We start from the raw sequence: 25,264 nt of genomic DNA on the forward strand, positions 1-25,264 counted from the left end.
AATGAACTTTCAACTATTATTAAAACGCAAAAATCAAGGATTGATGATTTTATTGATGGTAGCAACAGCAATTACTGGGGGAATTGCTATTTATGGGATTAAAAATTTTGGACAATTAAGTGATAAACAAGCAGTAGACATAGTAGAAAATCCCGTAGTTCCTCAAGAAGTTTCAGCATTAGGAAGACTAGAACCAGCATCAGAATTAATTAAGATATCTGCACCTTTGGCATTAGATGGCGATCGCATTTTAGAATTACCAGTTAAGGAAGGAGATCGGCTCAAAAAAGGAGATATAATTGCTATTTTACAATCTAAAACTAATTTAGAGAGTTCGTTATTACAAGCCCAAAAACAGGTAAAAGTTGCCCAGGCTAAATTAGCACAAATTAAAGCTGGTGCCAAATTAGGAGAAATTAAAGCCCAAGCAGCATCAGTAGATAGAATTAAAGCCCAATATGCAGGGGATAGAAAAACGCAAGTAGAGAATATCAAAAGATTAGAATTACAATGGGAAAGTGATAAAATTGCCCAACAAGCAACTATTGATAAAATAGCAGCAGAATTAAAAAATGCTCAAGGAGAATATGAACGCTATCAGAAATTATTTAGTGAAGGTGCTATTTCTAGTTCTATTATTGATAATAAAGGTTTAATTTTAGAAAGGAGTAAACAGCAATTAAACGAAGCAAAAGCCATGTTAAATAGGATAAATTCCACTGCTAAAAAAGAAATTGCCAAAGCAAGAATAGAGTTAAACAGAATTGATAATACCAGCAATGAACAAGTCAAAGAAGCAGAAGAAACCTTAACTAGTATTGCCGAAATACGTCCCGTAGACGTGCAATTAGTCCAAAGTGAAGTAGAGAGTGCGATCGCTAATTTAAAACGGGCAAAAATCGAATTAGCAGGGGCTTATATTCGCGCACCAATGGATGGTACAATTATCAAAATTCATCATCGTCCTGGGGAAAAAATTACAGCATCGGGAATTGTAGATTTTGCCCAAACTGACAAAATGATTGCTGTAGCAGAGGTTTATCAAACAGACATTAGTAAAGTCAAGATAGGGCAAAAAGCCTTGATTACCAGTCAAGGATTTACAGGTAAATTACAAGGTACAGTCCAAGAAATTAGTTTACTAGTTAGTCGTCAAAATGTATTTAGTGATAAACCAGGAGAAAACCTTGATAGTCGAGTTGTAGAAGTTAAAATTCTCATCAATCCTCAAGATAGTAAAAAAGTTTCTGGTTTAACTAATTTACAGGTACAAACGATAATTCAACTGTAAAGTCAAGATCCCCGACTTTTTTTGAAAAGTCGGGGATCTGTAAAACTTACTTAAAGGTAAATATAACCATGATCAAAATGTTGAAAAAAACGCCCCTAGCTTGGCGACAATTAATGAAAGAAACTACTAGATTAGCAGTAGCAGTAGCAGGAATAAGTTTTGCCGATTTATTGATATTTATTCAAATGGGTTTTCAAAATGCCTTATTTGATGCTGCGGTTAAACCTCATCGGAATTTACAAGCAGATTTAGTATTAACAAATCCCCAATTTCAAACCCTATTTTCTGTGAAAAGTTTTTCCAGAAAAAGACTATATCAAACATTAAGTTATCCCGGAGTAAAATCCGTGAGTTCTGTTTACATTAGTACCGGATTATGGCGAAATCCAGAAACTAGAGAAGATCGGGCAATTTTAGTTTGGGGAATAGATCCTGGTTTACCAGGATTAAAATTTCCTGAAGTACAAAAAAATCAAGATGTTCTTAAACCAATGTATCAAGCAATGTTTGATATTGCAGGTAGACCAGAATATGGAGATGTCAAAAAAGTATTTGCAGAAACTGGAGAATTTAAAACAGAAGTTAGTGGTAAAGCCATCGCTGTCAAAGGGATATTTACTAATGGTGCTTCCTTTGCTGCTGATGGTAATGTAGTTACTAGTGACTCCACATTTTTACAAATATTTCCTAACCGCAAACCAGATCAAATTGAAGTAGGATTGATTAATGTTGAACCTGGTACTAATGTACAAAAACTCAAATTACAATTACAAAAAGGCTTAAATCCTGATCCTAAAAATCCCTTTGTGGAAGTAGGGACAACAGAAGATTTCGCCCAAAAAGAAAGGAATTATTGGGCAAATAGTACAGGAATTGGATTTATTTTTGGTTTAGGAGTAGTAGTAGGTTTTATTGTGGGTATTGTGATTGTTTATCAGATTCTTTATTCTGATGTGTCCGACCATTTACCAGAATATGCCACATTAAAAGCTATGGGTTATACAGATAATTATTTATTAGGAGTGCTATTACAAGAGGCTTTATTTTTAGCAGTTTTAGGTTATTTACCTTCATTTTTCCTAGCATTTGGATTATATAGATTAACTTTTGCAGCCACATTATTACCAATAGCAATGGATGTAAATAAGGCAGTAAATGTATTTATATTAACAATAATTATGTGTACTACTTCAGGAGCGATCGCTATGAGAAAATTAAGATCAGCAGATCCAGCAGATATTTTTTAAGAACAATAGCAAGATCCCCGACTTCTAATATCAGTTGATAGTTTATGAACAATACTAATAAGTGGGGGATCTGAAAAATTCCCTACTATAATTAATCAAGCAAATATCCTTGAGGATCAAAAATTATGATATCCAGAGAAAATACAATCATTTCGGTTTCTGAACTTAATCACTATTTTGGACATGGAGGCTTAAAAAAGCAGGTTTTATTTAATGTTAATTTACAAATTAAAACCGGGGAAATTGTAATTATGACAGGTCCATCTGGATCGGGAAAAACCACATTATTGTCACTATTAGGAGGTTTACGTTCAGCCCAAAAAGGAAGTTTAAAAATCATGGGTAAAGAAATGAGTGGGGCTAATAAAAAAGAATTAACTATTATGCGTCGTCAAATAGGTTATATTTTTCAAGCTAATAACTTAATGACCTTTTTAACAGCTAAAGAAAATGTGAGAATGTCCTTAGAATTACATGATAAATTCTTAAATGAAGATATTAATAATAAAGCCATCGCCATGTTAGATCATGTAGGATTAGGAGATAGAATAGACTATTATCCAGATAACCTATCAGGAGGACAAAAACAACGGGTAGCGATCGCTCGTGCATTAGTCAGTCATCCCCAAATAGTATTAGCAGATGAACCCACAGCCGCACTAGATAAAAAATCAGGTCGTGATGTGGTAGAATTAATGCAAAGATTGGCTAAAGAACAAGGTTGTACAATATTACTTGTTACCCACGATAATCGTATTTTAGATATAGCTGATAGAATTATTTATATGGAAGATGGGCAATTAATTAATGATAATATTGAGGCCACTGCTAAAATGCAATAATTAAAGAATACAAAAACCATGCCGGTATATTAGATTCTGATCAATGGAGGTTAATCAAATGGTAAAAATTATTAGTCGTCAATATATTGGTACAGAAAATGTTTATGATATTGGCGTAGAAAAAGATCACAATTTTGTCATTAAAAATGGTTTTGTCGCCTCCAATTGTTTTAATAAATCTCACTCCACAGCCTATGGTTATGTAACCTATCAAACAGCATATTTAAAGGCTAATTATCCTTTAGAATATATGGCAGCACTATTAACAGCTAATAGTGGTGATACTGATAAAGTCAAAAAGTATCTGGATAATTGTGAGAAAATGGGCATTACTATTTTACCACCAGATATTAATCATTCAGGTTTAGATTTTACTCCTGTAGATGGTAAAATATTATTTGGATTTTCGGCAGTGAGAAATGTGGGAGAAAATGCGATCGCCTGCATTTTAGAAGCGAGAATGGAAAATGGTACATTAAAAGAATTTCAATCCTTAGGTGATTTTTGCGATCGCGTAGATTTAAAAGCATTTAATAAACGTACTTTAGAATCATTAATTTGCTGTGGTGCCTTCGATAAAATTAACCCTAACCGTCAACAATTAATGCACGATTTGGAATTAGTTTATGAATGGGCGCAATCTCGCGCGAAAGACCGTGCAAGTGGTCAAAAAAACCTCTTTGATTTATTAGGAGGTAGCGGTATAAGTAACAACAATCAAACATCAAAAAATAACTTTGAATCAGCACCAAAAGCACCACCAGTACATGACTTTCCACCCCAGGAAAAACTGAAAATGGAAAAGGAATTATTAGGATTTTATTTATCAGATCATCCCTTAAAATCTATTAAACAGTCTTCATCAGTGCTTGCGCCTATTAATCTTTCTCAACTAGGAGAACAAAAAACTGATACTGTGATTTGTGTCATAGTTATGTTAAACCATGTAAAAAAAGTTGTCACTAAAAAAGGTGAACAGATGGCTATTTTAAATATTGAAGATTTATCAACAGCATTAGAAGCTGTGGTTTTTCCTAAAACCTATGAAAGAATTAGTGACTACTTAAATATTGATACTCAATTAATTATTTGGGGTAAAGTAGAACGTCGAGATGAACAAACTCAATTAATAGTAGAAGATGCGGAAAAAGTGGATCAAGTAACTATGGTATTAGTAGAATTAACTCCTCAACAAGCAACAGCCATTGAAGAACAAAATCGTTTAAATAACATTTTACAATCTCAAGCAAAGGACAAAGATAATAGAAAAGTACCCGTAATTGGTATTGTGCAAGCGGGAAATTATCGAGAAGTAGTCAAGTTCGGTAGACAATTTTGGGTACAAGATTCTGCCATTGCAGTCCAAGCATTACAAAATGCTCATTTTCGGGCTAATATTAAACATTTAACACAGTAATCTGATGTTAGATACCCGACTTATTAAAGAAGTCGGGTATGTTGTTGTTCATAACTCATTTAGAGTTAATGTTATGAAGTTTTCCTTGCAAGTGGGTGAAATTAATGATTAAAAAATTGTATCGTGCCTTTTGCAAATTACCAATTACCCATTACCAGTCTCAACAGATATCATAAGTATTAAACCGGAAATGAGATGATTTTAGTATCATTAATGCTAAATGTAATCTCCTTAATGAGATACTGACGCGATCGCAGATTGACAACTTGGCCAGAGGAAAGGGTAGTAATTGACATAAATTTATATACTGTATATTTTATGAAATAATTTTTGAGATTTTATCTAAGAATTTAGAGACCAAATAAAAGAACAAGTTAAGATTTGTCCAATAACAAAACTTTTATAGTTAATAGTTGACTAATTATAGGTGACAACTTCTGTAAAATCAAAAATTGATGATTGATTTGTCAGATTAGGAGTTATGATTTTTATTAAAGATAACTTTAAAAACAATCATAATATCAATGTGGCTTACTATTCACCAGTTTACACCTCCCAAACCATTAATCCTCTATACTTAGTTAGCAAAACCGGACAAGGAGTAGAGATTTCCATACATACCCCCAGTCCCTATATTTGTGCTAACTGCGAACGGATATTACCAGACTGGAAACAACAACAATTCCTATGGGTAATAATTGTATTACAACAGTCAAAATACCCATTAGAAGAAATTACCACCGCCACGGAAATAGAAAAAGAAAAATTGCGGGAAAAATTTATGCGTTTTGCTTGTGACGTGGCTTTTAATTTACGCGATCGCGGTTACATAACAGACCTCATAGATCCCCGTACAGGATATCCCTTATTATCTCATTCAGGCTTAATTGCCCATGATGATACAGCAGTAGCCCAAGCATTACTAAAATATCCTACCATTGAAAATAAATGTCATGTTCTGATTCATCCACAATGGGGAAGTGCAGTTTATCCTAGTATTATGCTTTCGGAAGCACCTCCAGAAATGCTGGAGTTAGTGATCAAGTCCATAGCACCCATGCACGGATGGATAGAGATAGGAGATCCACAAGTCAGGAGATCCACAAGTCAGGAGATCCAAGATCAGGGAGAAAATTCTTTATTCTGACTTCTTAAACCCCGCACACCGCACCCTATATTTAAACTTACAGGAAAAATATGGATAACAACAACTGGTTACAACAATTAATGATACTTGGCTTGGGTACAACTTCTTTAGTTGCAGATAAACTCAAACAAGTGAGTGATGAATTAGTCAAAGATGGTAAACTTCATCCAGAACAAGCAAAAGAAGTGATAGACGATTTAGTAAAACAGTTACAATTAGAACAACAACAACAACAACAAGGTAGCTGGGATGAACAAATGCAGCGCCAAGTGAGAAATATCATGCAAGACTTAGGTGTTGCACGTCAGTCAGAAGTAGATGAATTACGTGGTAGAATAGACCGTTTAGAGCGACAAGTGCGAGATTTAGAAAATAAAATTTGGCGATAACTTAGGATACTATGGCATTTTTGATTTAAACTAAGGTTTGTCCTGTAGGTAATGCCATTACCACATTCCTAAATTAAGGGGTTAATTTTGAAAGCAATTTTCCTCAGTGCGGTATTAGTCCTGGTATGTATAGCAGTTTTGGTATTTTCTCAACTTAGCGGTGGAAAAGATACAGCCATTGCTGCTCAACCTAACCAAACCATACCAGTTAATACCACCATTTCTGAAAACAATACTTTAATAGCGAGTAATATTATGTCACAAGAGAATGTCGTTACTACTTCCTCTGGACTCAAGTACGTAGAAATTACAGAAGGAACTGGTGCGACTCCTGTAGCTGGACAAACCGTAGTCGTTCACTACACTGGTACTTTAGAAGATGGGGAAAAGTTTGATAGTTCCCGCGATCGCAAGAAACCCTTTAGCTTTAAACTGGGTATTGGCCAAGTAATTAAAGGTTGGGATGAAGGACTAAGTACCATGAAAGTCGGTGGCCGTCGTCAATTAATTATCCCTTCAGAATTAGGTTATGGTGCCCGTGGCGCTGGTAATGTTATTCCTCCCTATGCTACTCTGATTTTTGACGTGGAACTGTTAGAAGTTAAGTAAGCTAATGTGCAGCACTCACTGTATAATTAAAAAACCTGAAGTTACAGTAGCACAAGCATCTTGCTTGTATTAATTATTCAAGTTAAAGGCACAACAGCTTAGAACTTAGGGGTTTAGGGGCTTGGGTTAATTGGATCTAATATATGAATATAATAAAACAACTAAATACAACTCAACGCATTGCTGCCCTTGGGCTTTGCTATTACCAATAGCGCGATTTGTTGAAGCAATTAAACTTAATAAACTTAATAGCCATATCTGATAGTTCAAATAATTGACAGATAACATATAATTAGTAAATCACTATCCTGAAAATAGTAAAATCCTGGATATCTTGATTCAGATAGATACTAATAAATTATCACCATGTTATCTTTAATTGATTTTACAAATCCCTGGTTAATAGGCACAGTATTAAACATAATTCTGTTAACAATAGTGGCAATATTGCCCAAAAAATTGCTCACTACTGCTGGTATATTTAATGCTGGATTATTAGGAGTAATTATTTGGGGAACATTAGGTTATCCAGGATATTTAATAGTAGCATTTTATTTTATCATTGGATCGGCAGTAACTCGCATTGGTATAGCTGAAAAAGAAGCAGCAGGAATAGCAGAAAAACGATCTGGTGCGCGAGGACCTGAAAATGTGTGGGGATCGGCTTTAATTGCTGCTATTTGTGCTTTAGGAGTGTTATTTTTCCCAAGTTTTAAATATTTGTTATGTTTGGGATATGTAGCCAGTTTTAGCACAAAACTAGCAGATACAACTGCTAGTGAAGTAGGTAAAGCCTATGGTAAAAGTACATTTTTAATTACGACATTAAAACCTGTACCCAGAGGAACGGAAGGAGCAGTAAGTTTAGAAGGAACTGTAGCTGGTGTGGTAGGATCAATAGCGATCACTATTTTAGCATATACTGTTAATTTAATTAACCATGAGGGTATTATTTTCTGTGTAATTGCTGCTTTTATTGCCACTAATTTAGAAAGTGTTATTGGTGCAACTTTGCAGTCTAAATTTACTTGGTTGACTAATGAAATAGTTAATGTAATTAATACTTTAATTGGTGCAATTGTGGCTATATCATTAGCTATATTAATTTAGTGAGAATTTAGCCACATGAATTGTACATCTAATAAGCTGTTGTGCCTTTAAATTGAATAATTAATACAAGCAAGATGCTTGTGCTACCGTAACTTCAGGTTTTTTAATTATACAGTGAGTGCTGCACATTAGCTTAGTATTAATAGTATGTGGCTACTAAAATTTAGTTAATACTTAATCCTCAAAACCTTCGCGTAAACCAATGGCAATTTTACTATGTTTTTCTATTTGTGCCATTACTTGTTTTGCCCTATTAATTACTACTGTGGGTAGGCCAGCTAACCTACCAGCTTCTATACCATAAGACTTATCTGCACCTCCTGGTTGGACTTGATGTAAAAAGATGATTTCCTCCGCTAGTTCTCTGACTGTAACTTGATAATTAGCCACATTATTAATCATACTGGCCAGTTCATTTAATTCATGATAATGAGTTGCGAAAATAGTACGAGATTTAATTTCTACTGCTAAATATTCTGCCACAGCCCAAGCAATTGATAAACCATCAAATGTGGCTGTTCCTCTACCAATTTCATCTAATAATACTAGAGATTTGGCTGTTGCATGATTTAAGATATTGGCAGTTTCATTCATTTCTACCATAAATGTAGACTGTCCTGTGGCTAAATCATCTACTGCACCAACACGGGTAAAAATGCGATCGCATACTCCTAATTTTGCTGACTTTGCAGGAACAAAACTACCAATTTGTGCCATTAATTGTATTAGTCCCACTTGTCTTAAATAACAACTTTTACCACTGGCATTTGGTCCTGTTAATATTACTAAGTCAGGTGATTTATTGTTATTTGATAAGTTCCCTAATTCAGTGGAATTAGGCACAAAAAACCCCGATGGTAATGATTGTTCTACCACAGGATGACGACCATCTACAACATTTATTTCTCTAGTTGTTAACATTTCAGGACGGGTATAACCCTGTTTAACTGCTAATTCTGCTAATCCACATAAAACATCAGCCGCAGCTACAGCGCGGGAAGTTTGTCGAATCACTTCCGCATTTCTACCCACTTCATCCCGTAATTCTACAAATATATCATACTCAATTTGGTTTAAATCATCTCTGGCTGTTAATATTCTTGCTTCTCGTTCTTTTAAATCTGGTGTAATATATCTTTCTTCATTAGTTAAAGTTTGTTTGCGGATATAATGGGCAGGAACTTGATCAGCTTTAGAACGAGGAATACTAATATAATAACCAAAGGTTTTATTAAATCCTACTTTGAGATTAGATATACCTGTTTTTGATTTTTCATCAATTTCTAAATTTGCAATCCATTGTTGATCTGCTTCTACCGTTGCTTTTCTATCATCAAGAGTAGGATTAATACCAGGACGAATTAAACCTCCTTCTTTGAGGTGTATTGGTGGTGATTCTACGATGTGAGAATGTAACTTTTCTGCCAATTCTTCTAGAATCGGAGGTACTTTTTGCAATGTTCTTAAAAAGGGAGAATTAGCATTTTCTACGATTTGCGATAATTGGGGTAAACGTTCAAAGGAGTCAGCTAAAGCGAGTAAATCCCTAGCATTAGCTGTTCCTGAACCCGCACGAGTTGTCAACCTTTCTAAATCGTAAATTTGCTTGAATAATACTCGTAAATCTTGCCTTAATGATGTATTTTCCACCAATTCCTCAATAGTATCTTGTCTAGCTTTAATACCTTTAATATCAAGTAGCGGTTGTAACAACCATCTTCTTAAAGCCCGACTACCCATTGCGGTACTGGTTCTATCTAAAGCCCATAGTAAAGAACCATGAAATGTACCATCACGTACTGTTTGGGTAATTTCTAGATTACGTCGACTTTGATAATCTAAAATTAAATAATCTGTAATTGTATAGGTGCGTAAAGTTTGCAGAGGTATTTGATTAACTTTTTGAGTATCTTCAATGTATTCTAATAGACCTCCGGCTGCGCGAATTGCCAGGGTCAGACCTTCACAACCTAAACCTTCCAGGGATTTAAGTTTAAAAGTTTCTAACAATTTACTCCTAGCTTCTGCTTGAGAAAAGGGGACTTGCGATCGCAAACTATAGCAAAACGTAGGTGGTAAACATTGGGGTAGAGATGGGGATGTTTCCCCAGGTCGTAATAAAGCACCTAAATCTGGAGCATTTGTAGGAAATAATACTTCAGCAGGCTGCAACCGCATTAATTCCTGGGTTAAGTGTTCTAAATCACTTCCTTGAGTTGTGAGAAATTCACCAGTTGAGATATCCGAATAGGATAAACCCCAATGATTGCCTGTAATTACCACAGCAACTAAGTAATTATTGCGACTTGCTTTTAACATAGCTTCTTCTAACACTGTACCTGGTGTAAGAATGCGAGTCACTTCCCGTTTAACCAAACCTACAGCATCAGCAGAATCTTCTACTTGATCACAAATAACTACAGCATAACCTTTTTCTACTAATTGAGTAGTATAGCGTTCCCAAGCGTGATGAGGTACACCTGTCATAGCTACACGACCTACATCTCCTCCATGTTTACTAGTTAATACTAGTTCTAATTCTGTGGAGACGGTTACAGCATCTTGAAAAAAGGTTTCAAAAAAATCGCCCACGCGGTAGAGTAATAAAGCATGGGGGTATTTATCCTTCATGTCTACATAATGCTGATACATTTTACTCAGCTTATTACGATCCTGAATGAGATTAGTATTAGTAAGAGGTGTATTTGTAGATGCTGTGTTCATAAGTAATTAGTGATTAACAATTAATAATTAAAAAAGCTATTTAATTTAAGAGACAATATTAGATAATAGCGTGATTTTGAGAAGAGAGAGCGATCGCTTAAAGTTTATTTATAGTTTTTGAGAGTTGCTGGTTGATACATTCATTATAGCTGTTAGAGTTGTAGGCAATGTCTAGAATAAGGAAATACTTGAAGAACCTTAACTGCATCTAGTAATTGCAATAATTGATAAACATGATTTATTATGTATTAATAATTGGTATCACTGATTTAGCAGCTAAAAGTAAAGAATTAGTAAAATTAGTATATCCATGAGGACAAGCTAGTTTTATCATCGCTAAATCAATTTTCTCAGCTAAATTCCATCGAATTTGTAAAGGACGTTGATTATTACTTTTTTGCAAAAAATAGGATGATTTGTTAATTGCAGCATCTAAAATATCCTTGATATTTTCTAAAGTTTATAAATTGTCTATCTAGATTTACTCCAAACACATTTGTCAACCAAAGTTCACTTAATTCACCATCATACACTTCCAAATCCTTTTGAAACCGTATAGAATGAATAGGCAATTTATGTACTTGAGTTTTACCTTCCTGATCTTTTAACCAAACGGTTAGCACCAATTTATTTTAATATTTTTACTAATAAAGCAGCACGGGAAGGATGCACAGCATTATCTATTTCTTCTATCACAATTTGACTACCTTGAGGACGGGTGATCTTAACATACAACCTCACATTATTGATTTTATCGCTGTTTTTTGCTAAAACAAAGAGTATAATAAACATTAACGACTGATCAACTACTCCAGTTCTTCTATTTATGCCACTAGTACAAAATTCTGCTTTTAAACTATTAAATCTCCTTTATGGTATATTGCTGATCACTGGACTTTATAGCTGTGGTAATAGTACCAAAAATCTGAACATTACAGAAATTAAGACAATTAATACACAAAGAAAAGATGTTACAGTTTACATTCAGGGTAAAATAGAAAAAGTAGCACCCCTAATCAAACAAACAGCATATCAAATCAATGATTCTACTGGTAAAATCTGGGTAATTACTCATCAAACTAATCTCAAAATCGGAGATCAGGTAGTGTTAAAAGGTCAAGTACAATACCAAAGTATCCCCATAGCTAATCAAGAATACGGTGAAATTTATTTAGAAGAAAAGTAATTTATGAATCATCAAATGACTGTTAAACTTAATCCTCAAGCCATTCATATTGCTGTAGTCATTCTCTATCAAAATAAAAAATTTCTCATGCAATTACGTGATAACATTCCTAATATTATTTCCCCAGGTTGTTGGGGTTTATTTGGTGGACATCTTGAACCAGGAGAAACTCCAGAAAAGGCAGTACAAAGAGAGGTTAAGGAAGAAATTAACTATGAATTAACCAACTTTGAAAAATTCAACATTTATGCTGATGAAAAAGTCATTCGTCATGTGTATCATGCTCCCTTATTGGTAGAATTAAATCAATTAGTTCTTGAGGAAGGTTGGGATATGGCCTTATTAACATCACAGGAAATTTTGCTGGATAAGTGTTATTCTGTAAAAGCTGGAGAAATTAGACCTTTTGCACCAAAACCTCATCAAATCATGATTGATTTTATTAACTCTGATTTCATTAAATCTATTAATTAAATCTATTCAATAATAATCTTTTTTATCACATCATCAAACACCTATGCAACCTATTACTCAACTAGCCAAATTACCGAAGTGGTTAAACATTGGATTGGCTTTTCCTCTGATTATCCTCAATGGTTGGTTATTAATTCAATTTATTAACTTTTTTCAACCTTTAGTAAATATTGTTTCTATAGCTATTCTCTTATCTTTTGTTTTAGATTATCCTATTCAATTATTACATCATCGTGGCCTACCTCGCAACCTAGCAATTATTATAGTTTTACTATTATCCATAGTTATTTTAGGTGCTGTAGGAGTGATTTTAATTCCTTTAATTGTTGAACAATTAAATGAATTAGCTAACCTACTTCCCCGTTGGATAGAGTCAGGTTCTCAACAGTTATCAGATTTACAAATTTGGGCTTCTACTCAACAGTTACCTATTAATTTAAGTGGCTTAATCACAGAAACTTTTGATAAAATATCGAGTCAATTACAATCATTTACTGGAAGAATATTAGGCTTTGCTTTTGATACCATTGGTACTTTATTTAATGTAATTTTAACTATCGTAATTACAGTTTATTTAGTATTAAATGGTCGAAAATTATGGGATGGAATCTATTCCTGGTTTCCTGATTATATGGGTACAAAGGTGAGAGAATTATTAAGGGAAGATTTTCAGAATTATTTTATTGGCCAAGCAACCATAGGCGCTATTTTAGCGGTAATTCTAACTTTAGCATTTGTAGCGATGAGAGTTCCTTTATCATTACTTTTTGGTTTAGCAATTGGTGTATTTTCTTTATTTCCTTTTGGTACAGGAATTGGAATTACTGTTGTTAGTTTATTAGTAGCTTTAAAAGATTTTTATTTAGGAATAGAAATAGCTATTATTGCTGTAGCTATGGATCAGGTAAATACTAATATTATTGCTCCCAGAATTATGGGAAATTTAACAGGTTTAAATCCTGTTTGGGTGGTAATTTCTTTATTATCGGGAGCAAAATTAGGCGGAGTTTTAGGTTTATTAGTTGCTATTCCTTTCGCTAGTTTTATTAAAGATTTTGCTGAGAGTTGGCGTAATGGTGAATTAAATAAACCTAATATCTAATATTAATTAATTCCCATTAGATCCCGGACTTCTTAAAGAAGTCCGGGATCTGAGATTGAGATTAAGTTAATAATTGCAATTGTGAACCTTGTTGGTTTTTACTAACTTCTATTCTCGCTTGAAATGCTTCTTTTAAATGGGGGATATGTGTTACTGTTAAAATACAAGCAAAGTCCGCAGAAATCGCATTTATGGCTGCTATTAAGCGATCGCATCCTTCCCCATCCTGCGTTCCAAAACCTTCATCTACCACTAATAATTGTAATGCTGAACCTGCCCTTTGTGCCAATAATTTCGCCAATGCTAACCGAATAGCAAAATTAATTCTAAATGATTCCCCTCCTGAATAAGTCTCATAGGATCTTGTTCCCCTCGCATCAGCAATTAATATATCTAAAGTATCTATTAACTTAGCATTTTTTCGCGTCGACTTTCCACTTCTTCCTGATTTTTGCGTCACAAATTGTACATGAAATTGATTTGCACTTAACCGCGAAAGTAGACTATTTGCTTCTGCTTCCAATTGCGGTAATACATTTTCAATCATTAACGCCTGAATCCCATTTTTACCAAAAGCTAAAGCTAATTCTTGATATACTCTTTGTTGCTTTTTACAATTTTCTAACTGTTCCTTTTCCTGATCATACTGCTTTTGTAAACTCTCCAGTTGATGCGTCATTTGTTCTAATCTTCCTAACTGGGCAATTTTTTCATCCAACTCTCGACGACGTTTATCTATTTGTAATTGTAACTTCTCAATCTCTTGTTTAGGATTAGCACTATCGGATAATTTATGTACTAAGTTATTAATTTGTTGTTGCACATTTTTTAAATTATCTCCTCTGGTTAAAATTGCTTCTTTTAATTCTTGATATTTGGTTTCTAATTCAGGATATTGTGACTTTGCAGCTAATAAATTTTGATGTTTTAACTCCCAAGATTGACTTTTTCTTACATTTTGTCTTAAATAATTATGCTGTTCCACACTATAACCAATTTCTGCAATTTCCTTAGTTAAATCTTCAATTTCTACCGCTAAAATTGAATTTATTTTTAATGCTTGAATTTGTAATTTACACTCCTGAATATTTGCAATTAACTCCGGTTTTTTAGCTGCTAATTGTCCTTGACGCTTTATTGCATCCTTGATTTGTCCTTGTTTAATTTCTACCCATCGCCATCTATCTACTTCATTTCTCGCTAAAGCATGATCTTGAGGATTATAATTTAATTGCTGTAAATATGCGTCTAATTCAGCTATTTCTCTTTGTTTGTCTGGTAAATAATCTCCTGCTTGTAAAGAATTTTCTAAATGTTCCCTCTCACTAGCAACTTTTTCTAATTCTTTTTTTACATAACTAGTTGCATCTAATTGTGCTGATAATTGTCCTCTCTGTTCTAGCAAAGCGTCATAACCAGATAAATTTTGCAAGATTTCTTTATATTCCTGTCTTAATACCTGAATTTCTCGATCTGATACCGCTATTTGTTCCCGCACTACCCAAAATTGTCCTTGAATATCATCATAATCCGTTTGGGTTTTTCCCACCACTCGACTCCAATAATGTTCATTTAAAGGACGTTCACACAAGGGACAAGGCGCGTTAGGATTATGTAACATTTGCAGTTTATTTTCTAATTCTTCTAAAATCTTTTCATATTCTCTTTGTTGGGATTGTAACCGTTCAATAAAACTTTTACGCTCCTGACCTTTATCCTTAACTCGTTGCAGATAAACCTTTTTTTTATCCAATTCTGCAATCTGCATCCCCACTTCCATTAATGCTTGTTGTAGTTGCGGTTGACGATAATACTGGTTTTGCAACTCATTTTCCTTAACCTGTATTTGATCTAATCTTGCCACCAAATTAGCATAAGCGCGATCTATTTGACTTTGCAAACTCGTCCGTTGTTGTAATAACGGTGTTACCTGCATTTGTAACTCATCTAACTTGGCTAAATGTTCACGGGCTGCATTTAATTGTAATAAAGCAGATTCAATATTACCAGTTTTAGTTAAAGTTTCTTTAATTTCTTCCTCTTGTTTTTCTAAAGCTAATAATTCAGCCTCAATTTGTTGTAATTTTCTTTCTAAATCTTGAATTTGCTTATCTAAAAAACGCTGTTTTTGTTCTTTTAAATTAGTAGCGCGAGTATGTTGTTCAAACTTATTAGTAAACAATTCTTCTTGAGATTGAAGGTTTTGATATTCTGCATATCCTACATTAATTTCTCTTTCTTGATGGAGAATTTTTTCTAACTCTCCTAATTGAGATTTTACAGCTAATTGATCTTTTTGTAAGCGATCGCTATCTTGAATTAAATTTTGTTCTTGTTGTCTAGTAAAACCCAATTGTTGTTCCCAATTTTGTCTTTCATGGGCAATTACCTGTAAACTTTGTAATTGAATATTATCCAAAGCCTGAGTTTGTTGTAAATTATTTAATTGTAATTCTAAATCAGTTTTTTGTGATTCTGTCATCTCTTTTTGTGACAATTGTAAAGTAATAGATTCTAAAGATCGTTCTAATTCTTCAACTCTACCCTTATATAATTTAGCAGTATCCTTAGCCTTTTCTTCCAACTCATCATACTGATTTAACTTTAACAACTCCGCTAAAATTTCCTTTCTTTCTCCTGGACGTTTTAGCATAAACTCATCAGCTTTTCCTTGACGTAAATAAGCCGAATTAATAAAAGTGTCATAATCTAATTTAATATGTTGTAAAATCACATCTTGAGTAGCTTTTAACCCCTTTCCCGTCAGAGGACGAAAACCACTAGGAGTCTCAATTTGAAATTCTACAATGCTTGTACCACCTCTGACACGATTACGAATAATGCGATAAACTTGTTCATTGGTTTGAAAAGTAAAATCAACCCTTACTTCCTTCGCACCAGCATGAATAATATCATCTTCCACAGTAGCGCGACTTTGCCCCCAAATCACCCAAGTAATAGCCTCCAATAAAGAAGACTTACCAGCACCATTAGCACCACAAATACACGCCGTATGTAACCCGCTAAAATCTAAAGCAGCATCACGGTAACTGAGGAAATTTTTAATTAATAGTTGGATGGGAATCATTCTGTTATCAAAGCATTATCACGATTTTTGTTATTTACAGTACAGATGCACTTTTTGTAAGTTTAGCCATGTATTAAGCACATTTCTAGTTTTAAAGACAGAATTTTTACAAAAATTTACAATCTTTAGTAAGCTAATGTGCAGCACTCACTGTATAATTAAAAAACCTGAAGTTACAGTAGCACAAGCATCTTGCTTGTATTAATTATTCAAGTTAAAGGCACAACAGCTTATCATTTAGTATGGTATACCCAATAGATAAGCTAAACTTAATCATCTTGTTCTTAATAACAATGCTTTCTCTATTCTCTATTTGTGTAAAACTGAGTGTTTCCCTGTATACTAATTTTTACACAAATACTTATTAATAGCGACGGATGTACAAATAAAGACAAAACCTTGATAAATCAAAGGTTTACAGCGATTTTCATGTAGTTAAGCCAGAAAATTTACAATCCCTCAATGAAGCAATGACAATCGCAGTTAATTATATTACAGAAGATGATACCTTCAGCTGGTTCAACCACTGTAGCTTATGTAGCTTACTTACCTGAAAACTGCTGTAAGTTGTAGGATGAGTCAGATATCAACAATTTGGTTATTTACATGATTTATACTGTCTGACGCACCCTACAACAGATTTTTTAGTGTGACACTTGCGTAAGTCCTATAACTAGCTAATTTCCTTAAAAATTGCCTTTTCAATTTCACTTAACGCTGTTTCTAAATCATCATTAATAATTTTTAGATCAAATTCTGCGGCAGCAGCAATTTCTTCTTTAGCACGATTTAACCGAGATGCGATCGCTTCTTGAGTATCCTGTCCCCTTCCCCGAATCCGCTTTTCTAATTCTAACAATGAAGGTGGTAAAATAAAAATCCTCAAAGCGTTAGGAAATACTTTACGAATTTGTCTGGCTCCTTCTAATTCTATCTCTAATACTACTAATTTCCCCTCTTGAATATCATGGAGTACACTATTACGTAGTGTCCCGTAATAATTACCCGCAAATTCAGCCCATTCTAAAAATTCACCCTGGGTAATAAGTTCCTCAAACTCATCACGAGTAATAAAGTGATAGTTTTTACCATTTATTTCCCCAGGACGCGGAGAACGGGTAGTGGCTGATACTGAATAATGTAATTGAGGATAACGTTCCAGCAGAATTTTCAGTAGAGTTCCTTTACCAACGCCACTGGGACCGGTTAAAACGATTAACTGGCCTAAGGATGGAGTTGCTGTGGTATTTGCACCATTGTGAATAGGTAAAACTTGCGTCATCTGTTTAATGTGTGAATTTATGAGTATAATTTATTTACTAACTTATTCAGCAAGAACGGCAATTGAAAGTTAATAAATTTGTAGCACTAGTGACAGAATACTGTAATTCATGAAGTTAAACCAAGATGGTGCAAATTAACGGATCTAACTAAATCTATTACTTGATGATTTAATTTTCTACTGGATGATGATCGCGGGTAATTACAAAGCGATTGGCTACCGTTTCTGGCTGAATAGCTGATAAAATTACATGACTAGAATCAGTGATAATTACTGCTCTAGTTCTTCTACCATAGGTAGCATCAACTAATTGGCCTCTATCCCTAGCATCAGTAATAATCCGCTTAATAGGAGCAGATTCGGGACTGACAATGGCAACTACACGGTTTGCCGACACAATGTTACCAAAACCGATGTTGATTAACTGAATATCCATAAAACAAGGGAACTAAATGAATGATCAAAAGCTACTTGTAACTTTATTTCCATATTATCGCTAAAGAATGAGAGTTACAACGATTTAGACTGAGAAAGTTAGAGTTTTTTCATGACAAGTCCTTTTTTTTTAAGGGTTTATCAAGTATTTGTTCCAAAAATATCCCCCAGGATATATGCAGCTTTATAGTGAAACAAGTATTAAACTAGTAGATTATCAGCCATCTCCTATGATATGCAGAAAAAATAGGTTTTTCTTCTAAGAGAACTGTACTTTTTTTGACGTTCTTCAAATGTCTGCTTTTTGCGTTAAATCATTTCTCAAATACTTCGCCTCCATAACATATTATCAATTTATATGTTCTATTTTGGAGGTGTTTATTACAGAAAATTGCTATATATTTATATTAACTAGAAGCACTAGTATAAAATCTTAAAGCAAATCTCCAAAATTGAGTAGAAATAAATAGGAGAATTATTGATAATAAAAATGCCCCTATTAACCAGGTAAATTCTATTTTACCTAACATGGTTTGGGCAGGAATTGTAGTTAAGAAAGCCACAGGTACTATAAAAGTGAAGAAAAAACGATAAACTGCTGGATAAGCAACTATCGGATATCTACCTGCTTCTAATAGTCCACGTAATACTTCTGTGATGTTGTAGATTTTCACAAACCAAATACTAGTTGAACCTAACATAAACCACAGACTATAAAGAATAATTAAACCACAAGTTAAGGGGAAAATACTTAATAGATATTGATCAATTCTTAATTTTAGTTGTGTTCCTGCATAGAAAATTATTAATAATCCAAAAATTATATCTGGTGTTCCCCAAGGTGAAATGGTATGAATAGATAACCAGAATTGACTACGAATGGGTTTTAATAATACGAAGTCTAAAGTTCCTTGTTGTACATGATGAACGATCCGATTAAGATTAGGCGCTAAAAATGTGGCAGAAAATCCTTGAAAGAATGTGAAAATTCCTAATACTAATAATGCTGCTGACCATGGCCACCCAGAAAATGTATAACCATTACGGTAAAATAATGATAAGCCAAATATGCTACCTGTTAAATTAGTTAAACTACTGATGGCAGCAATGATAAAATTGATTCTATATTCCATTTCCGAGGCGATCGCTGCACTCCAGAATAGCTTTAATACTCGTATATATCTGCCTAAACGTTGACTCATTTTTTCCTCTTGCTAACAAGCTGACTAACAAAATTTACTTAAGGTAGATGACAATATAAAGTGCTATAATTCAAAAAAAACTAAAAAATTGACAATTGATAATTTTATCACAATATTGAGATCCTCCACTGATCAAAGATGTGGTAGATATTTTGCAAACAAAATCATGAGATATTCTTGGGAAGTTAAAAATTGAAAACTCGATCTAATTATTGGCAAATTTTACCTTATATCCGTCTCCAATGGGCAACTATTATTAAGGGTTTTATAGGAATACTTGGATATGTTTTAGCTACTTTAACTTTAATTAATCTCGCTGGTAAATTAGCTGTTCCTTTTGGTCAGGGTAATGTAATAGCGATCGCTCAATTAACAGCTATTTGTGCTTTAATATTTCTTATGCGTGGTTTTTTTCAATCGGTACAAGATTTATATATGGCTAAAGCTGCTTTAAGGGTAGCTTTTTTATTGAGAAAAGAAGTTTATACACATTTACAAAAACTAAATCTCAGTTATTTTGAAACAGCAAAAGCTGGAGATTTATCTTACAGATTAACAGAAGATATTGATAGAATTGGAGAAGTTGTTAATAAGTTATTTCATGATTTTTTACCCTGTATTTTACAATTAATTGCCATTCCTATTTATATGATTTACTTAAATTGGCAATTAACATTAGCTATAGTAATTATAGCACCATTAATGGCGATTATTATTGGTTGGTTTGGAGAAAGATTAAGAAAATACTCATTAAAAAGTCAAAATCGAATTTCTGATTTATCAGCTATTTTAACAGAGGTTTTTAGTGGCATTAGATTAATTCAAGCCTTTGCGGCGGAAAATTATGAAATCGAAAGATTTAGTCAGGAAGCAAAAAACAGTTATAAAGCGAAATATTCCACTGAACAATTAAAAGCTGTACAAATTCCCATTGTGGGATTTTTAGAAGCTATGAGTGCTTTATCACTATTGATAGTGGGAGCATGGCAAATATCGCAAAATAATTTAACCGTAGGTGAATTTTTTAGTTATTTAGCCGCAGCCGCATTATTAATTGATCCTATCGGTCATAGTACTAATAATTATAATCAATTTAAGGAAGGAGAAGCATCGGTTGATCGGGTTTTTGAATTATTAGCAATTCAACCCACTGTATTAGAAAAAAAAGGCGCGATGGCATTACCTCATGTGACGGGAAAAGTAGAATATCGTGATGTAAGATTTGCTTATAAACCGGGAGAAATTGTTTTAAATAATATTAGTTTAATGATCAAACCAGGAGAAGCGATCGCTATTGTAGGTGCTTCTGGAGCAGGAAAAACTACTTTTGTCAATCTGCTTCCAAGATTTTATGATCCTGAAAATGGCGACATTTTTATAGATGAAATCAACATTAAAAACGTGACATTAAATAGTTTAAGAAAACAAATTGGTATTGTACCTCAAGAAACAATTATGTTTTCGGGAACTATCGCTCAAAATATCGCTTTTGGGCAAAAAAATTATGATATGCAAGCAGTAATAGAGGCTGCTAAAATTGCCAATGCTGATCAATTTATTCAACAATTACCAGCAGGTTATGATACTTGGGTAGGAGAAAGAGGGGTAAATTTATCAGGAGGACAAAGACAGAGAATAGCGATCGCTCGTGCTATATTATTAAACCCCCAAATTTTAATATTAGATGAAGCCACCTCCGCTTTAGATTCGGAATCAGAAACTTTAGTACAACAAGCATTAGAAAGATTAATGGTTAATAGAACAGTGTTAATTATTGCCCATCGTCTATCAACTGTGAGAAAATGCGATCGCATTTTAGTATTAGAAAAGGGGCAAATTATCGAATCAGGAAATCATCAACAATTATTAGATTTACAAGGAAAATATGCCCAATATTATGCACAACAATTTTCATCTTAGTAGATCCAGGAGTCAGTAAGGGCAAAGCAAGAAGTTATAGCCAAAAGCGATCGCTCATTCAAAAATATAACAAAAATAAGACTTACGCAAAATTGGACTCAAAACTTGACTTTTGTGTGGGGGTTAATTAACAGTAATTCATGCTGTTTTGTGTAAGTGCTGAAAAATATAAGATTCATGGAAATTCCAGAAAATCGCCATAAAAATAGAAAGAGCAGGTAGTAAGCCGGGTTCTGTTCTCTTGCGAGGGCAGTTATCTATCTGGGATGCTTGTTACCAAACACCTCTAGCGGCTCTTAATTGCGGAACTGGTAAAAGACCAACCATAGTTCCTTCCGGCCTTGCTCCCAACCGGGGTTTACCGAGCCAGTACCTCTCGATACTGCTGGTGCGCTCTTACCGCACCTTTGCACCCTTACCAATCAATTTCAACTAATTTGAACATGATTGGCGGTATCTTTCTGTGGCACTATCCTCACGATCGCTCGCACTGGACGTTATCCAGCAAGTTTGGTCTTTCGGGAGCCCGGACTTTCCTCAAATCAGTGTTAATTGCTGATCTGCAACTGCCTACGCCTACTCTCTCTTAAATGATTTTAACACAGAATAGATCATGGTTAATAGGGAGCGGGGAAAATAATTAAACTCCTCAAGTTATCCTCAAATTAATTCCTGATATTGGACTAATAGCTACAAATTACTGATTATTTCTTATTCCAAGGTAAAGCATAAGTCCAAGGTAATTTATGAATGGTGAAAGGACAATTAATAATAGAAACTGGCGGTACATTTATACCGGGAGAAATTCCCACTCTCATTTCCGAAATTCTTAATACTAATTGTAAGGAAAATTCCAAATCTTTCTTGCCATCCATAAAATCTTTATACAACTTTTTATTCCCTTTCACACCTGCTACATTAATTAACGGAGAAACAGGTTTATAAATTCCTGAATCTTTATCTCTTTGAAAAACATCTTCAGCCGTAACATTTTCTGAAATTGTCTTTTTAGGAGCAATAATTGTTGGTACTTGTGGAATTGCTAAATCGCGGGTTAAGTCTGGAGATTTACGAATTACTCTGCGAGATTGTTTACTATGTTCCACCACTAAAGAACTATTATCCCAATCCACATATATAGCAATGCTTTCTGATTTATTTTCAATACTCATAGATAATTCTTTCAAATCATCTTGCACTTTAGCTAAACCATAAGTACCTGTTTTAAAAGAAATTCCCACAGTATCTTGTAGATTTTGTTTTTTCAACTGTTCATCAACAGCAGCTCTTTGAAAATCAACTTTTACCATATCATCTATAGATTCAATCATGCGATTGAATGTGTACCAAACACCGAGTACATAAACCATCAATACAATCAGGTTTTGATCGCCATTTTTAATTGTCATAATCTGTAAATATACCTAAATATCAATTTCTACTGGAACCTGTGTCAAATATTATATAGGACGATTTCACATTCTCAACAAAACTATACTAAATACGGCTTGGGTGTGGACTTGTCCAAAATCACGAAAAACCCATATCTGTAGGGGTAATTCATGAATTACCCCTACTTTCCTTCTGTTTTGCGTCAGTCCTGCATAAAATAGCAACACAAGTTAATACTGAATAGTGTCCAACTGTGAACTTAAACAATTGGTTTATCTACAGAAATAGCATAATTAATGGCTAATAATCGTAACCAGAAACTAGGAAAACGATTTTCTAACCAATCTTGACTAAATTTCACAAATTGTGGCAACCACCCACCTAATACAAATTTAACTATGGCATGGGAGGTAAAACTGACATAGTTGGCTAACCATCTTAGCAGATCTTGCCAACCTGCTAATTGCCAAATCCATAATAACAAAGTGGGATTTTTGATTGCTGCTTGTAATGCTAGACGATTAAATGTTAGCCAATTAAATCTATCTTTAATAAAATTATTGGCTATTTGGGAAGGTTCTGCTGCTAATAAACCAAAGAAGGTATTTAACATGGAATTAATGGTTTGTGGGGCAATAAATTTATCTGTGGGTACCATCATTCCCTTAGAAAATAGCCAAGTTACAGCTATATTGCTTTGAAAAGCCCTAATTTTATTTAAGTTTTGAAAATCCAGTAAATCGTGTTTTAAGGCCACATTTAATAATGTAGTTAATCTTTCTAAATTTCTGACTAATGAACCAAAACCAGTAAAGACTAAGGGAGATTGTAAAGATGCTGCATCACCAATAGACATAATGCGATTATAAGCTATGGTGCGATCGCTGCTACTCGTACTAAAATGACCAGGAATATAACCAAAAGTCGGCTTTTTCCACACTAATTTATCCACATCACAACGACGATATTCTGGTAAAATTGTGAAAAAATCTTCATACATTTCTAACAATGAACCGGGGTTTTTAGCATTCACTTGATGATAGTGAAATAAATAAATTGTTAACTCTTCATTTTCTCCAGGAAACAATTCCCAAATTAATTGTCTTCCCCTAGAAATATCACCATGACTATTGAGAACATCACCATATTTATTATCCCACACACCAGGTTCAAAACCACTTTCAATTACTGCCCCTACTGTGGGACACACACTATCAAAAGCCCTATTACCATTTAATTGCCAAGCAATAGGTGAAGCTGTTCCCATAGCATCTATTAATAATCTACCTGTTACCTGTTTTCTATCACCATCAGGTAAATTTTCCACATAGACATTAATATGAGAATCATCAACATCTACTTTAATAAATTCAGTTTCATCCCAAATTTTTCCTCCAGCAGCTATCAATTTTTCTCCACATAATTGTAATAACTTTTCTGAGTTTAAAGCAATATTTAAAACTGTGGGAGTATGTAAAATTGGTGATTTTAAATGGTCAGGATTATTGGCATCAAAAAATTTATTAAACCCGTCTATATATTCCCTAGAAATTATTGTTTCTACTTCATTATTTGTCAATAAACCTAGTTTGACTAAACTTTGAATTTCCTCACGAGAAATATTCCATTCTCGGTTCATTTTGCCGAAGGGTAATCTTTCTATTAATAATACTTTATAACCTAATTTTGCCATGACAGCCGCATGAATTGAACCTAAAGCTCCACCAATATAAATTATGTCGTAATCTATGGTAACTGTTTTTCTGATTTGTTGATTAAAGATGACTTGGCGTGGTTCTTGGGGATTATTTACACCTTCACGCCACTTTTTTTCCCACCAATAAGCCCGGTTTAAATCATATTCTCCATTAGGCATTTTTTGGAAATATTTCACTGTTAATGGATAGTATTTTTCTAATTCTGTAAAAATTGATTTCTGCGAATCAATAATTGGTGGTTGAGGATATTCATGAGGAAATTTATTTCTAATTTCCTGGGTTAAATTTTTGAGAATTGTTTTTTCTTGGCTAAAAGATTCCTTACCCCATCTAAATACTTTTAAATAGGTTGTACGTTGTAATTGCCACACAAATAGCGATAGTTCACTAGCTGAGTTTTGGGGTGGGTTTCGCAGCCGAAAACCATGAGGAGTGAGGAGTTTTTCGCAATTTTCCACGATAAAATCATCATGTAACCAATTACAGACGGCCGCAGTGTCAGGAGTAGGAATTTCTAAATACAGAAGTTCTTGCATAGTTTTGAGATCCTGTTTACATCTAAATAATTTACTATCATTATTTTATAAGTATTCAGCTATCAGTTAACAATCAGAATAGCAACATAAATACAGCAGTTTCCGATATTATGGGGTACAGATATTAGGACGTATCTTACCCGATAATGGTAT

21 protein-coding genes and 1 other RNA gene are annotated in these 25,264 nt (G+C 33.8%); 12 read left to right on the top strand and 10 right to left on the bottom strand.

The genetic code is table 11. The features are described 5' to 3' along the window. Position 1: 1 nt before the first annotated feature. The 8 genes from H6F32_RS05960 (at position 2) to H6F32_RS05995 (ending at position 8,052) form a co-directional block, all read left to right on the top strand. A complete protein-coding gene (locus H6F32_RS05960) occupies positions 2 to 1,291 on the top strand; it encodes an ABC exporter membrane fusion protein (protein ID WP_190368420.1) in 1,290 nt (429 codons plus the stop codon). Positions 1,292 to 1,359: 68 nt separating this feature from the next. After that, on the top strand, positions 1,360 to 2,538 hold the full coding sequence (gene devC / locus H6F32_RS05965) for an ABC transporter permease DevC (RefSeq protein ID WP_190368421.1): 1,179 nt from the start codon (positions 1,360 to 1,362) through the stop codon (positions 2,536 to 2,538). Positions 2,539 to 2,663: 125 nt separating this feature from the next. Beyond that, positions 2,664 to 3,380: a DevA family ABC transporter ATP-binding protein gene (locus tag H6F32_RS05970; RefSeq protein ID WP_190368422.1), complete on the top strand. Its 717-nt coding sequence runs from the start codon at positions 2,664 to 2,666 to the stop codon at positions 3,378 to 3,380. Positions 3,381 to 3,438: 58 nt separating this feature from the next. After that, positions 3,439 to 4,797, top strand: coding sequence for an OB-fold nucleic acid binding domain-containing protein (locus H6F32_RS05975; RefSeq protein ID WP_190368423.1), 1,359 nt, complete (start codon positions 3,439 to 3,441; stop codon positions 4,795 to 4,797). A 481-nt stretch (positions 4,798 to 5,278) separates the two neighbouring features. Continuing rightward, complete coding sequence (locus H6F32_RS05980; RefSeq protein WP_190368424.1) at positions 5,279 to 5,944, top strand: methylmalonic aciduria and homocystinuria type D protein; 666 nt, start codon at positions 5,279 to 5,281, stop codon at positions 5,942 to 5,944. 50 nt (positions 5,945 to 5,994) lie between these two features. Continuing rightward, entirely contained in the window at positions 5,995 to 6,333 is a 339-nt protein-coding gene (locus H6F32_RS05985; protein WP_190368425.1) for a phasin family protein, read from the top strand. 87 nt (positions 6,334 to 6,420) lie between these two features. Beyond that, positions 6,421 to 6,942, top strand: coding sequence for an FKBP-type peptidyl-prolyl cis-trans isomerase (locus H6F32_RS05990; RefSeq protein ID WP_190368426.1), 522 nt, complete (start codon positions 6,421 to 6,423; stop codon positions 6,940 to 6,942). A gap of 366 nt (positions 6,943 to 7,308) precedes the next feature. Then, entirely contained in the window at positions 7,309 to 8,052 is a 744-nt protein-coding gene (locus tag H6F32_RS05995) for a TIGR00297 family protein (RefSeq protein ID WP_190368427.1), read from the top strand. A 174-nt stretch (positions 8,053 to 8,226) separates the two neighbouring features. Here the strand turns inward: H6F32_RS05995 and mutS are convergent, their stop codons facing one another. From mutS to H6F32_RS06010, 3 genes are all read right to left on the bottom strand, one after another. Then, complete coding sequence (mutS, locus tag H6F32_RS06000) at positions 8,227 to 10,776, bottom strand: DNA mismatch repair protein MutS (RefSeq protein WP_190368428.1); 2,550 nt, start codon at positions 10,774 to 10,776, stop codon at positions 8,227 to 8,229. A 241-nt stretch (positions 10,777 to 11,017) separates the two neighbouring features. After that, positions 11,018 to 11,179 (bottom strand): hypothetical protein, encoded by a 162-nt coding sequence (locus H6F32_RS06005; protein WP_190368429.1) that lies wholly within the window; start codon positions 11,177 to 11,179, stop codon positions 11,018 to 11,020. Positions 11,180 to 11,403: 224 nt separating this feature from the next. Then, positions 11,404 to 11,568 carry a hypothetical protein gene (locus tag H6F32_RS06010; protein ID WP_190368519.1) on the bottom strand — a complete coding sequence of 55 codons (165 nt, stop codon included), beginning with the start codon at positions 11,566 to 11,568 and terminating at the stop codon, positions 11,404 to 11,406. Between the two features lie 34 nt (positions 11,569 to 11,602). On the opposite strand from H6F32_RS06010, the gene H6F32_RS06015 reads away from it, so the two are divergent. From H6F32_RS06015 to H6F32_RS06025, 3 genes are read left to right on the top strand one after another with little or no spacing between them, the layout of a single operon-like run. Continuing rightward, on the top strand, positions 11,603 to 11,962 hold the full coding sequence (locus tag H6F32_RS06015; protein ID WP_190368430.1) for a hypothetical protein: 360 nt from the start codon (positions 11,603 to 11,605) through the stop codon (positions 11,960 to 11,962). 3 nt (positions 11,963 to 11,965) lie between these two features. Continuing rightward, positions 11,966 to 12,436: an NUDIX hydrolase gene (locus tag H6F32_RS06020; RefSeq protein ID WP_242031064.1), complete on the top strand. Its 471-nt coding sequence runs from the start codon at positions 11,966 to 11,968 to the stop codon at positions 12,434 to 12,436. Positions 12,437 to 12,479: 43 nt separating this feature from the next. Beyond that, positions 12,480 to 13,538, top strand: coding sequence for an AI-2E family transporter (locus tag H6F32_RS06025; protein WP_199294491.1), 1,059 nt, complete (start codon positions 12,480 to 12,482; stop codon positions 13,536 to 13,538). 61 nt (positions 13,539 to 13,599) lie between these two features. Here H6F32_RS06025 and sbcC read toward each other — a convergent pair whose 3' ends face one another. The 4 genes from sbcC to H6F32_RS06045 form a co-directional block, all read right to left on the bottom strand. Beyond that, positions 13,600 to 16,626 (bottom strand): exonuclease subunit SbcC, encoded by a 3,027-nt coding sequence (sbcC, locus tag H6F32_RS06030; RefSeq protein WP_190368431.1) that lies wholly within the window; start codon positions 16,624 to 16,626, stop codon positions 13,600 to 13,602. 673 nt (positions 16,627 to 17,299) lie between these two features. Beyond that, positions 17,300 to 17,908, bottom strand: a complete 609-nt coding sequence (gene gmk / locus H6F32_RS06035) for a guanylate kinase (protein WP_190368432.1) — start codon at positions 17,906 to 17,908, stop codon at positions 17,300 to 17,302. 169 nt (positions 17,909 to 18,077) lie between these two features. After that, entirely contained in the window at positions 18,078 to 18,344 is a 267-nt protein-coding gene (gene remA, locus H6F32_RS06040) for an extracellular matrix/biofilm regulator RemA (RefSeq protein ID WP_190368433.1), read from the bottom strand. Positions 18,345 to 18,750: 406 nt separating this feature from the next. Next, on the bottom strand, positions 18,751 to 19,545 hold the full coding sequence (locus H6F32_RS06045) for an ABC transporter permease (protein WP_190368434.1): 795 nt from the start codon (positions 19,543 to 19,545) through the stop codon (positions 18,751 to 18,753). A 192-nt stretch (positions 19,546 to 19,737) separates the two neighbouring features. On the opposite strand from H6F32_RS06045, the gene H6F32_RS06050 reads away from it, so the two are divergent. Next, on the top strand, positions 19,738 to 21,465 hold the full coding sequence (locus H6F32_RS06050; protein WP_190368435.1) for an ABC transporter ATP-binding protein: 1,728 nt from the start codon (positions 19,738 to 19,740) through the stop codon (positions 21,463 to 21,465). A 206-nt stretch (positions 21,466 to 21,671) separates the two neighbouring features. Here the strand turns inward: H6F32_RS06050 and rnpB are convergent. The 3 genes from rnpB to H6F32_RS06065 form a co-directional block, all read right to left on the bottom strand. Further along, an RNA gene (rnpB, locus tag H6F32_RS06055) (RNase P RNA component class A) lies at positions 21,672 to 22,049 on the bottom strand. Between the two features lie 120 nt (positions 22,050 to 22,169). Next, complete coding sequence (locus H6F32_RS06060) at positions 22,170 to 22,874, bottom strand: hypothetical protein (RefSeq protein ID WP_190368436.1); 705 nt, start codon at positions 22,872 to 22,874, stop codon at positions 22,170 to 22,172. Between the two features lie 242 nt (positions 22,875 to 23,116). Beyond that, entirely contained in the window at positions 23,117 to 25,111 is a 1,995-nt protein-coding gene (locus tag H6F32_RS06065; protein ID WP_190368437.1) for an NAD(P)/FAD-dependent oxidoreductase, read from the bottom strand. Positions 25,112 to 25,264: the final 153 nt, after the last annotated feature.

Source organism: Anabaena sp. FACHB-1237 (assembly GCF_014696225.1).
Classification (GTDB): Bacteria; Cyanobacteriota; Cyanobacteriia; order Cyanobacteriales; family Nostocaceae; genus FACHB-1237.